Source organism: Bradyrhizobium australafricanum, assembly GCF_020329495.1.
Classification (GTDB): domain Bacteria; phylum Pseudomonadota; class Alphaproteobacteria; order Rhizobiales; family Xanthobacteraceae; genus Bradyrhizobium; species Bradyrhizobium australafricanum.
Genome location: NZ_JAGKJL010000003.1, coordinates 264,106 through 276,237, shown reverse-complemented (window position 1 = coordinate 276,237; position 12,132 = coordinate 264,106). Strand labels below are relative to the sequence as shown.

General features: G+C 64.2%; 14 protein-coding genes. 7 read left to right on the top strand and 7 right to left on the bottom strand.

Features of this window, described 5'->3' with window-relative positions:
* Nucleotides 1–6: 6 nt before the first annotated feature.
* The 5 genes from hslV (at nt 7) to J6525_RS04800 (ending at nt 4,293) form a co-directional block, all read left to right on the top strand.
* Nucleotides 7–564, top strand: a complete 558-nt coding sequence (gene hslV, locus J6525_RS04820; RefSeq protein ID WP_028335798.1) for an ATP-dependent protease subunit HslV — start codon at nt 7–9, stop codon at nt 562–564.
* Between the two features lie 2 nt (nt 565–566).
* On the top strand, nt 567–1,052 hold the full coding sequence (locus J6525_RS04815; protein WP_225642446.1) for a GNAT family N-acetyltransferase: 486 nt from the start codon (nt 567–569) through the stop codon (nt 1,050–1,052).
* Nucleotides 1,049–1,645 (top strand): DUF2585 domain-containing protein, encoded by a 597-nt coding sequence (locus J6525_RS04810; RefSeq protein WP_225642444.1) that lies wholly within the window; start codon nt 1,049–1,051, stop codon nt 1,643–1,645. Before J6525_RS04815 ends, J6525_RS04810 begins: the two co-directional genes overlap by 4 nt.
* Nucleotides 1,646–1,706: 61 nt before the next feature.
* The gene (gene hslU / locus J6525_RS04805) at nt 1,707–3,011 is read left to right on the top strand and encodes an ATP-dependent protease ATPase subunit HslU (protein WP_225642442.1); all 1,305 of its coding nucleotides are present in this window, start codon (nt 1,707–1,709) and stop codon (nt 3,009–3,011) included.
* 157 nt (nt 3,012–3,168) lie between these two features.
* A complete protein-coding gene (locus J6525_RS04800; protein ID WP_225642441.1) occupies nt 3,169–4,293 on the top strand; it encodes a hypothetical protein in 1,125 nt (374 codons plus the stop codon).
* 2 nt (nt 4,294–4,295) lie between these two features.
* Here J6525_RS04800 and J6525_RS04795 read toward each other — a convergent pair whose 3' ends face one another.
* The 3 genes from J6525_RS04795 to J6525_RS04785 are packed head-to-tail and all read right to left on the bottom strand — an operon-like array spanning nt 4,296 to nt 7,175.
* The gene (locus tag J6525_RS04795) at nt 4,296–4,889 is read right to left on the bottom strand and encodes a Smr/MutS family protein (protein ID WP_225642439.1); all 594 of its coding nucleotides are present in this window, start codon (nt 4,887–4,889) and stop codon (nt 4,296–4,298) included.
* On the bottom strand, nt 4,886–6,493 hold the full coding sequence (mltA, locus tag J6525_RS04790) for a murein transglycosylase A (protein ID WP_249795909.1): 1,608 nt from the start codon (nt 6,491–6,493) through the stop codon (nt 4,886–4,888). The genes J6525_RS04795 and mltA overlap by 4 nt, the downstream gene beginning before the upstream one ends.
* Nucleotides 6,471–7,175, bottom strand: coding sequence for a Tim44/TimA family putative adaptor protein (locus J6525_RS04785; RefSeq protein ID WP_057020336.1), 705 nt, complete (start codon nt 7,173–7,175; stop codon nt 6,471–6,473). The genes mltA and J6525_RS04785 overlap by 23 nt, the downstream gene beginning before the upstream one ends.
* 411 nt (nt 7,176–7,586) lie before the next feature.
* Between J6525_RS04785 and secB the strand changes: the two genes are divergently transcribed.
* Nucleotides 7,587–8,075 (top strand): protein-export chaperone SecB, encoded by a 489-nt coding sequence (secB, locus tag J6525_RS04780; RefSeq protein WP_069279084.1) that lies wholly within the window; start codon nt 7,587–7,589, stop codon nt 8,073–8,075.
* Between the two features lie 173 nt (nt 8,076–8,248).
* Here the strand turns inward: secB and dnaQ are convergent, their stop codons facing one another.
* From dnaQ to J6525_RS04760, 4 genes are read right to left on the bottom strand one after another with little or no spacing between them, the layout of a single operon-like run.
* The gene (gene dnaQ / locus J6525_RS04775) at nt 8,249–8,974 is read right to left on the bottom strand and encodes a DNA polymerase III subunit epsilon (protein WP_225642429.1); all 726 of its coding nucleotides are present in this window, start codon (nt 8,972–8,974) and stop codon (nt 8,249–8,251) included.
* Nucleotides 8,975–9,004: 30 nt separating this feature from the next.
* Nucleotides 9,005–9,604 carry a dephospho-CoA kinase gene (gene coaE / locus J6525_RS04770; protein WP_092081208.1) on the bottom strand — a complete coding sequence of 200 codons (600 nt, stop codon included), beginning with the start codon at nt 9,602–9,604 and terminating at the stop codon, nt 9,005–9,007.
* Between the two features lie 40 nt (nt 9,605–9,644).
* The gene (locus J6525_RS04765; RefSeq protein ID WP_225642427.1) at nt 9,645–10,253 is read right to left on the bottom strand and encodes a Maf family protein; all 609 of its coding nucleotides are present in this window, start codon (nt 10,251–10,253) and stop codon (nt 9,645–9,647) included.
* Between the two features lie 10 nt (nt 10,254–10,263).
* Complete coding sequence (locus tag J6525_RS04760) at nt 10,264–11,100, bottom strand: pyruvate, water dikinase regulatory protein (protein WP_016841463.1); 837 nt, start codon at nt 11,098–11,100, stop codon at nt 10,264–10,266.
* Nucleotides 11,101–11,573: 473 nt separating this feature from the next.
* Here J6525_RS04760 and hemJ point away from each other — a divergent pair, with 473 nt between their 5' ends.
* Nucleotides 11,574–11,996, top strand: a complete 423-nt coding sequence (gene hemJ, locus J6525_RS04755; RefSeq protein ID WP_038382762.1) for a protoporphyrinogen oxidase HemJ — start codon at nt 11,574–11,576, stop codon at nt 11,994–11,996.
* The last annotated feature ends 136 nt before the right edge of the window (nt 11,997–12,132 follow it).

The following is a 12,132-nucleotide window of genomic DNA, read 5'->3' as shown; positions in this document are numbered from 1 at the left end:
TAACCTATGCAAGCATCCCCAAATGAGCTGCCGGTCTGGCATGGCACCACGATCTGCACGGTCCGCAAGGGCGGCAAGGTAGTGATCGGCGGCGACGGGCAGGTCTCGATCGGCCAGACCGTGATCAAGGCCAATGCCAGGAAGGTCCGCCGGATCGGCAAGGGCGACGTGATCGGCGGCTTTGCCGGCGCCACCGCCGACGCCTTCACCCTGTTCGAGCGGCTGGAAAGCAAGCTGGAGCAATATCCGGGGCAGCTGACCCGGGCGGCCGTCGAGCTCGCCAAGGACTGGCGGACCGACCGCTACCTGCGCCGGCTGGAGGCCATGATGATCGTGGCCGACAAGGACGTGTCCCTGGTGCTGACCGGCACCGGCGACGTTTTGGAGCCCGAATCCGGGGTCATGGCGATCGGTTCCGGCGGCAATTACGCCCTCGCCGCGGCCCGCGCACTGGTCGATACCGACAAGGACGCCGAGACCATCGTCCGCCGCGCGCTGGATATCGCCGCCGATATCTGCGTCTACACCAACCGGAACGTGACGATCGAGACGATCGGCGGCTGAGCATGGCCTGCCCCTATCATTTCCGCCCGATGACGCCGGCCGACCTGCCGCAGATCAAGCAGTGGCTGGCATTGCCGCATGTCCGGGAATGGTGGGGGGACCCGGCCGAGCAATATGCGCTGGTCAGCGGCGACCTTGACGAGCCGGCCATGGACCAGTTCATCGTCGCGGCCGATGGCGGCAACCTCGGCTATATCCAGTGCTACGACATGACGGCGTGGAATTCCGGCTTCGGGGCCCAGCCGGAGGGCACGCGCGGGATCGACCTTTTCATCGGCGAGCCCAACATGATGGCAGGTGGCCATGGCTCGGCGCTGATCCGCGCCTTTGTCGACGACCGGCTGGCGCAGGGCGTGCCACGCATCGTCACCGATCCCGATCCGGCCAATGCGCGCGCGATCCGCGCCTATGAGAAGGCGGGTTTTCGGAAGATGGGTATGGTCGATACGCCGGACGGGCCGGCCCTGCTGATGGCGCGCGACGCATGACGATCGCGCACAAGCCCATCACCGGCGTTTCAGCGTGGCATTGGCTGGCGATCGCGGCAGCGCTGCTCGTGCTGCAGGCGGCGCTGCTTTATGCGATGGGCCGTCTGCCGATCTGCGCCTGCGGCTACGTCAAGCTCTGGCATGGCTCGGTTCAGAGCTCGGAGAACTCGCAGCACATCGCCGATTGGTACACGCTGTCGCATGTGCTGCACGGCCTGCTGTTCTACGGTCTGACCTTCCTCCTGTTGCCGCGCCTCGCCTGGCCCGGGCGGCTGATTGTCGCGATGCTGATCGAAGGCAGCTGGGAGCTCGTCGAAAATTCCAACTGGATCATCGAGCGCTACCGCGCCGGCACGATCTCGCTCGATTATTACGGCGACACCATCGTCAATTCGGTGTCGGACACCCTTGCGATGGTTGTCGGCTTCCTGCTGGCGCGCAAGCTGCCGATCGCGGCGACCGTCGCGCTCGGCGTGTTGTTCGAAACCGTGCTGCTGCTTCACATTCGCGACAATCTGACACTGAACATCATCATGCTGATCCACCCGTTCGAGGCGATCAGGCAGTGGCAGGCCGGGCCGCCGATTCTTTAGAGGACGATGCCTTGGAGGACTGCCGCTTGCCGAGACCGCGATTCCAACCTAGCTAGAGCCAATGACTCACTTCTCTCCCCGTGAAATCGTTTCTGAACTCGACCGCTTCATCGTCGGCCAGACCGACGCCAAGCGCGCCGTCTCGATCGCGCTGCGCAACCGCTGGCGGCGGCTGCAGCTCGCCGGTTCCCTGCGCGAGGAGGTTCTGCCCAAGAACATCCTGATGATCGGGCCGACCGGCGTCGGCAAGACCGAGATCGCGCGGCGGCTGGCCAAGCTCGCCGGCGCGCCGTTCCTCAAGGTCGAGGCCACCAAGTTCACCGAGGTCGGCTATGTCGGCCGCGACGTCGAGCAGATCGTCCGCGACCTCGTCGAGGTCGCAATCGCGCAGACCCGCGAGCGCAAGCGCAAGGACGTTCAGGCCCGCGCCCAGCTTGCCGCCGAGGAACGCGTGCTGGACGCGCTGGTCGGCCCGGGATCGAGCCCGGCGACGCGCGAGTCGTTCCGCAAGAAGCTGCGCGCCGGCGAGCTCAACGACAAGGAAATCGAGATCGAGACGCAGTCGGGCAGCAGCGGCATGCCGATGTTTGAGATCCCCGGAATGCCCGGCGCCCAGATGGGCGCGATCTCGCTCGGCGACATCTTCGGCAAGATGGGCGGACGCAGCAAGACCCGCCGCCTGACGGTGGAGGGCTCGCACGAAATCCTCGTCAACGAGGAATCCGACAAGCTGCTCGACACCGATCAGCTGGTGCAGGAGGCGATCAACGCGGTCGAAAACAACGGCATCGTGTTCCTCGACGAGATCGACAAGATCTGCGTGCGCGAAAACCGCGCCGGCGGCGACGTCTCCCGCGAGGGCGTGCAGCGCGACCTGCTGCCGCTGATCGAGGGCACCACGGTCTCGACCAAGCACGGCGCCGTCAAGACCGACCACATCCTGTTCATCGCCTCGGGTGCGTTCCATATCGCCAAGCCGTCGGACCTTTTGCCGGAGCTGCAGGGCCGCCTGCCGATCCGCGTCGAGCTGCAGGCGCTGACCCGCGACGACATGCGCCGGATCCTGACCGAGCCGGAGGCGTCGCTGATCAAGCAATATGTCGCGCTGATGAAGACCGAGGGCGTCACGCTCGACATCACCGACAACGCCATCGACGCGCTGGCCGATGTCGCCGTGGCGGTGAATTCCACGGTCGAGAACATCGGCGCAAGGCGGCTGCAGACCGTGATGGAGCGGGTGCTGGACGAGATCTCCTTCACCGCGCCCGATCGCCACGGCGAGACCATCCAGGTCGACGCCGACTACGTCACCAAGCATGTCGGCGACCTCGCCAAGAACGCCGACCTGAGCCGGTTTATTTTGTAGGCGGCCACCATAGTCGTCCCGGCGAAAGCCGGGACCCATAACCCCGACAGTCCGCGGTGACAAAGACTCGGGCCGACATTCCTTCTAGAACTACCTTCGGTGGTTATGGGTCCCGGGTCGCGCTTCGCTTGCCCGGGACGACAAGAGTGGGCGATCGATGAATCTGCGGGTGTGGCAAAACCCCTGGCGCCTGATGCTGGCCGTCAATGCGGCCGTGCTGGTCGGCGTGTTCCTGCACAAGATCGCTCTGCCGCCCTTCGTTCCCTACATCCATCTGCTGGTCGACTATCATTACGGCTTCACCAAGCGCGCGCTGGTCGGGGCGATCGTCTCGCTGTTCACCGACAAGGTGCCCGTCTGGCTGGTGTTCGCGCTGGCCGGCGCGATCTGGCTGCTGACGCTCGGACTGTTCATCAAACTGTTCCGCCGCACATTCGGCTTCAACGACGCGCATTGGCCGTTGTTCGTCTTCATCGCGGGCTCGCCGTTCTTCCTGAAGAACTTCATGCACACGCTCGGCCATTTCGACATTTATGGCTGTGCGCTGACGATCGTGCTGCTGCTGATCCCGGCGCGCTCAATGGTGTATGTGCTGATCGCCGCGCTGTTCTCGATCCTGCTGATCCTGGTCCATCACATCTTCGTCTTGATGTATGTGCCGACCATCGCGGCGATCGTGGTGCTGCGCTTTTATCTGGTGCAGGGCGTGACGCCGCGGAACGCCGTCTTCGGCATCGCGGCGCTCGCCGCGGTCGGCATCCTGTTCCTGGTCGCGCAGTTCGCCGGCACGGTCGACGTGCCCTATGACGAATTCATCCGTCATCTGCAGAGCCGGATGGCCGATCCGGCACGCACCGACCTGCTTCAGTTCGGCTACATCTGGTACCAGCCGCTGTCGAAGGAGTTCGCCGACACCTGGGCGCGCATGCCATCGAACATCCTGGGCGTTCCGGTGTTTGCGCTGCTGATCTGGCTGCACACGCCGCTTTGGCGCTATTTCGCGCGTCTGATCGGCGCGCTCGCGAGTGACCTGCATCGGAGGATCGTGCTCGGCGCGCTCGTCATGATCAGCGCCGGCTATTTCGTGATGTTCGTGACCGTGTTCGACTATTCGCGCTGGATCTCGAACTGGGCGGTCTGCATGTTCCTGATGCTGCATGCCACCAGGATGCTGCCGGCGTCGAAGGATGTGCCGGCGATCCCGTCGGACGACCGCAAGACGACGATATCAGGCTGGATCGTGACGCTGATCCCGCGCGTCGGGATCGTCCGCCCGTTTTAGCTTTAGGCTCGCGCGCGCCGGACACGCACGTAAAGCGCGCCCTCGCCGCCATGGCCGATATGCGCTTCCTCGAAGCCGACGACCAGCGAACGGAATTCCGGCAGGCTGAGCCATTCCGGAACCTGGCGGCGCAGCACGCCGCGTTCGGAATCGAGCCCGCCGACCTTGCCCTTGCCGGTGATGACGAGCACGAAAGTGAGCCCATCGCTGTGCGCGCGCTGCAGGAAGGTGAACAGCACGCGATGCGCGCGCAGCTGGGTCATGCCGTGCAGATCGAGCCGCGCATCGATCTCCTGCCGGCCGCGCGAGAGCTTTGCACGTTCGCGACGGCCGATCGGCGCCAGCGGCGGCACGTGCGGGCGTTGCGCCGGCGCGGCCTTGACCGCTGCCACCGGCTTGACCGGGATGGGTTTGGCAATCGCGTGATGGGTGGCCTGATCAGAGGCGACGGCGTGGGCCTTCGCGGCGGCCGGCCGCTTGCGCAGTGGCTTGACCTGCTTTGCCACACTCTCCCAGAGCGCGCGCTCCTCTTCGCTCAGCGCGCGCTTGCGCCGCGACGGAGCGGACAGATCGGGAATCGGCGCGGGTCGTTTCATTGATCGCGGTAATGGCGATAGCGCCGGAAGCGCCGCTTCTCCGGTTGCGGAATATCGGGCCGGGCGACCGGCAACGGCACCGGTTCTGCCACAGGTGCGGCCTGCGCGACAGGGGTCGTTGCTGCGGGCGCGACATCCTTCGCGGCCGGGTTCCTGGCGGCGCTGGTGCCTGAGTCCTTCGCCGCGCTTTTGGCCATGCCGGCGGTCGGCACATCCGCAGCCTTCGCCGCCGGCTTGTCCTTCGGCGGCTCGGTCTGCGGAAACAGCTTTGCGATCTTGGCCGAAGGCCGCTCATCCGGAACCGGCAGCTTGTGGCCACGCGCGACGGGGTCGAGACCCCTCGGCACCAGCATGACGAACTGCATGTTGTGCCGCAGCCGGCCCGAGACCTTTCCGGCCTCCGCACCGGCGCCGAAATAAAGATCGGCGCGCGCCGGGCCGACGATCGCCGACCCGGTGTCTTGCGCGATCATCAGCCGGTGGAACGGCGTCTTCGATTGTTCGGATTCGATCGGCAGTTCGCCGGCGATGAAGAACGGCGTGCCGTAGACATGCAGCGCCTTGTCGACCGCGATCGAGCGGCCCGGCGTCAGCGGCACGCCCTGCGCGCCGACGGCCTCGTCCTTGTCGGACAGCGGAACCTCGCGGAAGAAGACGAAGGAGCGGTTCTGCCGGCGCAGGTCCTTGGCGCCGTCAGGGTTCTGCTCCATCCACTCCCTGATCTTCTGCATCGACATCTGATCCTTCGGGATGATGCCGCGGTCGATCAGGACGCGTCCGACCGGCGTATAGGGATAACCATTATGCGCGTCGTAATTGATGCGCAGGGTGGTGCCGTCCTCGAGCTTGATCCGCGCCGAGCCCTGGATCTGCGCGAACAGGAGATCGGTCTGGCTCTTCAGCCAGCAGATCTCGAGCCCGCGGCCGGCGATCGCGCCGTCCTCGATCTGGCCGCGGTCGTAATAGGGCACGAGCTTGCGGCGGCCGATCTTGCGATACACCGCGCCGCCATTGGGCAGGCCGACCGAATTCTGCGTCTTGCCGCGCACGAACAGGTTGGACGGACGGCGATAGACCGGCACGTTGTAGACGTCGGTCTGGGTCCGCGATCCATCGAGCACCGGCTCGTAGTAACCTGTGACGAAGCCGGCGTCCTCGCCGAGCCGCGAGATGCGCAACGGCACGAAATTCTGCTCGAAGAAGTCCTTCGCCTTGACGCCGTCGCTCAGCGTGAGCCCCTTGGCGATCCGGCAGGGGTCGCGCAGCGAGCTTCCAAGCGCTTTCGAATCGGCAGGCGCGCCCTGCTGGGCCGCGATCGGCTTGCAGCTGGTACGAAACGCCTGGTAGGCCGCGAGATGATCGTCGGCGCTCCAGCCGGCGACGTTGGACCAGGCGAGCGGCTCATACTGGCTGCCGCTGACCTGCAGCGGCATTTCCAGATTGGGATAGGGGATCGGGTGGCTATGCTCGTGTCGCGGCGGAGGGTGCCGGCTTGATCTGTAGCGCGCGGCGATCGCTGCGGTGGAGCACAGCACCGCGAGCGCGCAGCACGCGACCGCGAGCCGCCCGTAGCTGAGATGCTTAGTGAGCGCTTCCAGTGCCAACCAGCTTCCAATTCGGATCGCGGGAAGTCGAGTCGCGGGCGAATGTCCAGATATCGGTGATGTCGGCGACCTTGTCCGGGCTGCCGTCGACGATGGTGCCGGCCTTATCGCGCGTGACCGAGATCATCTGCGACACGAAGCGGACGGTGAGCTGGGTCGAGCGGTCGCGCGTCTCCGCGCTGACGATCTCGGCCTTGTCGATCGAGACGAACCGCGTCTCGGTCTTCTGCTCGTGCTTCTCGCGATCCTTGATTGCGGCCTCGAAGCTTTCATAGACCTCGGTCGACAGCAGGTCGCGCAGCGCGCGGCGATCGCCATTGGCGAACGCCAGCACGATCATTTCATAGGCCGAGCGGGCACCTGAGAGGAAATGCCGCGGATCGAACGAGGAATCCTGGACGGCCACCGCGTCGAGACCCTGCGCCAGCGCCGTACCGGGCTCGGCGATGCCCTTCCAGCGTTCCGTGGGCTCGACCGGCTCGGCGGGCGCCGCCGAGGCCGGCTGGTCGATTACCGATCCCGGGATCGGAACGACGTTGTTGTCCTGACCGCGCTGCACGACGTTGGGCGCGGCGCGATCATAAGGCGGCCGCTCGCTTCCCGTGCGCTGTCCGAGAACGCTGCGCAGGCGCAGGAAGATAAACACGGCCAGCGCCAGGAAGATGATGGTGTAAATATCCACGTCGAATCCGCTTTCTGGTCTCTGCCGGCAACGGGCCGGCCGTCAAAGCGTTCCCGGTCGGGAACAGCAGAGATCACATCACCGATAGAGTCCGAAGATGTAGGCACGAAACTATGCCCGGCCAATGGCGCTTTTTGGCACGGGTAGTGTAGCGCGTTTTGACCCCCGGGGGAAACCGTTCCTTTTCAGGAAATCGCGCATCTTCAATAATTTAGGAAGCTGTTAAGAGATTGGGCAGGCTCGCGCGCGCTGTCCTTTGCCGGGAGAATTTGCCGCCGGCCCGCCCTTTCGTCGTCCTTGTGGACCGAGCCGGGCCTATGATAGCCACTCGCCCGGCATCGGCATTCTCAACACCTTAACGCGTGCCGTCGGACATTCTGTCCATCGAGCGCTGCTCCAGGAGACATTTTCATGACCAATGGCAACGGCGCCCCCGTCGAACAACCCGCTCCCCAGCTCAACGTATTGGCGCAGTACACCAAGGACCTGTCGTTCGAGAACCCGAATGCGCCGGCTTCGCTCGGCCAGCAGCAACAGCAGCCGGCGATCAACATCCAGATCAACGTCTCCGCCAACAACCTGTCGGAGAACGAGTACGAGGTGATCCTCTCGATCGAGGGCAAGGCCGAGACCGCAGGCAAGGTGATGTTCAGCTTCGACCTCGCCTATGCCGGCGTCTTCCGGATCGTGAATGTGCCGAAGGAGAACCTGCACCCGCTGGTCATGATCGAGTGCCCGCGGCTGCTGTTCCCGTTCGCACGCGAGATCGTCGCGACCGCGGTCCGCGACGGCGGCTTCCCGCCCTTGTTGCTCGACCCCGTCGATTTCCTCGGTCTCTACCGCCAGAACATGGAGCGGCAGGCGGCCGCCCAGGCCGCTCCCGGCGTCAAGCCGAGCTGAGTTCTAAACTCGAGAAAATGTAACACGCGCGGAAGTGTGATCCGTCATCCTGAGGAGCCCGCGCTTGCGGGCGTCTCGAAGGATCGACGGCCGCCAGCCGGGCCGTGCATCCTTCGAGGCTTGCAAGAGCTCGCACCTCAGGATGACGGAACTGCGCCCCGACCTATCTTGAATCAAGCCGCCGGTGCTGCAGCAGGCGCTGGCGGCGGCAGGTAATCGTTCCAGATCGGCTGGTCGCCGAGCGTGGCAATGAAGGCCCTGTGGGCCTCCCGATCGGCGTCACTGACCCGCGCCAGTAGCGGGGTCTCGCGCTGCCGCCGCGGCGTGTCACCACTATGGCCGCCCGCGCGCGCATCCGACGTTTCTGATGCCAGGATCAGCTGCGACTGCCGCGCGCCGATCAGGTCGATATAGACCTCGGCCAGCAGCTCGGCGTCGAGCAAGGCGCCGTGCTTGGTGCGGCGGGAATTGTCGATCTGATAACGCGAGCAGAGATCGTCGAGCCGGTTCGACACGCCGGGATGCTTGCGCCGAGCCAGCAGCAGCGTATCGACCAGCTGGTCCTTCGGAATTGCCTTCCGTTTGATGCGGTCGAGCTCGGCGTTGATGAAGCTGATGTCGAACGACGCGTTGTGGATCACCAGCGGCGTATCGCCGATGAAGGCCAGGAACTCGTCGACCACTTCAGTGAACAGCGGCTTGGAAGCCAGGAACTCGGTCGACAGCCCGTGCACGGCGAAAGCTTCCGCCGGCATGTCGCGCTCGGGATTGATGTAGACGTGATAGGTCTGCCCCGTCGGCATACGGTTGAAAATCTCGACGCAGCCGATCTCAACCAGCCGGTCGCCGCGCAGCGGGTCGAGGCCAGTGGTTTCGGTATCGAGAACGATTTCGCGCATGACGTGATGGAATCCGAAAAGGCGGGCGAATCAGGCGCGCCGCTTCGGCATCTTAACAACCTCGGCCAGAATGTCGCGGATACGCGCCCGCACCGGATCTAGGCCGTGCGAGGTATCCACTATGAAATCCGCGCGTTTGCGCTTTTCCTCGTCCGGCATCTGCTTGGCGATGATGGCGTCGAGCTTGGCCGCATCCATCGTGCCGCGGGCCAGCACCCGCTCGCGTTGCAGTTCCGGCGACGTGCTGACGACAACGACGGCATCGACACGCTTCTCGCCGCCGGTCTCGAACAATAGCGGTACGTCGACAACCACGATCGGGTTACCGGCGGCTTCCGCATCGGCGAAGAATTTCTGGCGCGACGCGCCGAGCATCGGATGCACGATCTGCTCGAGCTGCTTCATCGCGGCAGGATCGTGCACCACGCGCGCCGACAGTTTCGCGCGATCGACCTTGCCGCCGGCGGTGGTGCCGGGAAAGGCGGCCTCGATCGCCGGCGCGGCTTCACCTTCGTAGAGCTGATGCACGGCCGCATCGGCGTCATAGACCGGCACGCCGGCCTCCATGAACAGTTTGGCCGTGGTGGATTTCCCCATCCCGATCGAGCCGGTCAGTCCAACAATCAGCATCGCATCAACATCGGTTCAGCATCTCTCCCGTCGCCACGCCTCACACCGCGAGCAGCTTCTCGCCGCGCAGGAACGCCAGCAGCGACAATAGCGGCAGGCCGAGGATGGTGAAATGGTCACCTTCGATCCGCTCGAACAGATGCACGCCGAGGCCCTCGAGCTGGTAGGCGCCGACGCTGGTCGTCACCGCCTCCCCGGCATGGTCGAGATAGCTCTCGATCTCGCCGGCAGCGAGCCGTCGCATCGTCATGCGGGCCACGCTCACATCGCTGAACAGGACCTTTCCATCGCGTGCGACCGAGACGGCGGAATGCAGCTCATGGGTCCGTCCGGCGAGCAGAGCGAGTTGCTCGGCAGCCTGCGTGCGGCCGGCGGGCTTGCTGAACATGCGCTGCCCCAGCGCCAGCGTCTGGTCGGCGCCGACGACATATTGACCAGGCCTCTGCCTGGACACGAACAGCGCCTTCTCGCGCGCCAGGAGCGATGCGATCTCGCCCGGGGCCGAAAGGCCGGAATTCTTCTGCACCGCGCGTTCGTCGATGTCGGCCGGCAGCGCCTCGAAATCGAGGCCGGCATTTTCAAGCAGCATCTTTCGCGTCCGGCTCTGCGACGCGAGGATCAGCTTCTGTGGGCCGCGCCAGATGCTCATGACGCGAGAATCACTCCGACGGCCGCGCGCGCTGGCGGTCGTTGAAGAGTTTCATCACCGCGGCCGCGGTCTCCTCGATCGAACGCCGTGTGACGTCGAGCAGCGCCCAGTTGAATTTCGCGCTGAGGCGCCGGGCAAAGGCAACCTCGTCGGCTACCGACTGCTTGTCGATGTAGGTGTCATTGTCGCGGTCGCCCATGGTGAGCAGCCGGTTCTGCCGGACCTGGATCAGGCGCTCGGGCGTCGCATGCAGGCTGACCACCAGCGGCTTCTTCAAGGTCTCGAGCTGGTGCGGCAGCGGGATGCCCGGCACCAGCGGCACATTCGCCGTTCGGATGCCGCGGTTGGCGAGATAGATCGAGGTCGGTGTCTTCGAGGTGCGGGATACCCCGACCAGCACGACATCCGCCTCCTCGAGGCCTTCGACATGCTGACCATCGTCATGCATCATCGTGTAGTTCAGCGCATCGATGCGGCGGAAATATTCCGCGTTCAGCACGTGCTGCGCGCCGACGCGCCCGGTCGTCGCGGCACCCAGATACGCCTCGAACAACTGCATCACAGGCCCGATGATCGACAGGCTCGGAACGTTGATCTCCTTGCACTTGCCCTCGAGCCGGCCGACCAGATCCTTCTCCAGCAGCGTGAACAGGACGATGCCGGGCGATTCCTCGATCTCGTCGAGCACGCGATCGAGCTGCTTCTGGCTGCGCACCAGGGGATAGACGTGCTCGACCGCGGTCACATTGGCGTATTGCGCGGCGACCGCGCGCGCCACGGTGATCAGCGTCTCGCCGGTCGAGTCCGACACCAGATGCAGGTGGAAATAATTGGAAGTCGTCGGCACCAGAGCCCCTGTCTATCCTGTGAATCCCTGTGGAGGTCGAGGAGAAGAATCCGGGTCCATGACCAGGCCCCTGTATATCTCGCCCCATTCTTCACAGCACGTCGCAAAAGGATAAGTCGACGTCATGGCGGGGATGATAGTGAAGCAGTGTGGATTTGTCTCTTCATAAGCTGGCCACAGAGGCGCGCAACCAACTGAGTCCTGCGACAGATTCCGGATATCCGCCGCCGCCGACCGGAATGTTGAGGGATGTGAACAAGCGCGCAGCAACCGCTGGACCGGATTGCATGAGTCAAATTCACTGCCATTAAGACTCAAACCTTAGATTCTAAAATTAATTAGGTTTAGGAGAGCCGTGTGTGCGGATATGTATCCGTCCCTCGCCGGCGAAGCCTTGCGCGCAGCGCTGAGCCCTCCCGAACTGTTCCCCGAAAGGCATCACTGCGATGTTCGACTGGATCAACGCCCTGCCGATCTATGCCTGGGTCAAGGCTCTGCACATCGTCGCCGTGATCTCGTGGATGGCCGGCATGCTCTATCTGCCGCGGCTGTTCGTCTATCATTGCGAGGCCGAGGTCGGCTCCAGGCAGTCCGAGACCTTCAAGGTCATGGAGCGGCGGCTTTTGAAGGGGATCATCAACCCCGCGATGATCGTGACCTGGCTGGCCGGGCTTTTCCTGGTCTGGGCCGGACACTGGTACCTATCCGGCTGGTTTCACGTCAAATTTGCGCTGGTGCTCGCCATGTCGGGTATCCACGGCTTTTTGTCCCGCTGTGTGAAGGATTTCGCCGCCGACCGGAATCAGCGTAGTCAGAAATTCTATCGTATTATCAACGAGGTGCCGACAGTTCTGATGATCCTGATCGTGATCATGGTGGTGGTGAAGCCGTTCTAGACATCACGATGCTCAAGACGCATGCTTCAGTCCTTCTTGCGAAGGACGAATCGATTTTCTATATAGGATTTATCCCACCCCACGCAGGCGGATGTGGTCGCGTTCCGGTTCTTTTCGGACCGGCGCCGCATCAGGT

Bases quoted from the DNA above. Each gene is read 5' to 3' on its own strand.
- hslV (WP_028335798.1), top strand. From the start codon at position 7: ATGCAAGCATCCCCAAATGAGCTGCCGGTCTGGCATGGCACCACGATC.
- J6525_RS04815 (WP_225642446.1), top strand. From the start codon at position 567: ATGGCCTGCCCCTATCATTTCCGCCCGATGACGCCGGCCGACCTGCCG.
- J6525_RS04810 (WP_225642444.1), top strand. From the start codon at position 1,049: ATGACGATCGCGCACAAGCCCATCACCGGCGTTTCAGCGTGGCATTGG.
- hslU (WP_225642442.1), top strand. From the start codon at position 1,707: ATGACTCACTTCTCTCCCCGTGAAATCGTTTCTGAACTCGACCGCTTC.
- J6525_RS04800 (WP_225642441.1), top strand. From the start codon at position 3,169: ATGAATCTGCGGGTGTGGCAAAACCCCTGGCGCCTGATGCTGGCCGTC.
- J6525_RS04795 (WP_225642439.1), bottom strand. From the start codon at position 4,889: ATGAAACGACCCGCGCCGATTCCCGATCTGTCCGCTCCGTCGCGGCGC.
- secB (WP_069279084.1), top strand. From the start codon at position 7,587: ATGACCAATGGCAACGGCGCCCCCGTCGAACAACCCGCTCCCCAGCTC.
- dnaQ (WP_225642429.1), bottom strand. From the start codon at position 8,974: ATGCGCGAAATCGTTCTCGATACCGAAACCACTGGCCTCGACCCGCTG.
- coaE (WP_092081208.1), bottom strand. From the start codon at position 9,604: ATGCTGATTGTTGGACTGACCGGCTCGATCGGGATGGGGAAATCCACC.
- J6525_RS04765 (WP_225642427.1), bottom strand. From the start codon at position 10,253: ATGAGCATCTGGCGCGGCCCACAGAAGCTGATCCTCGCGTCGCAGAGC.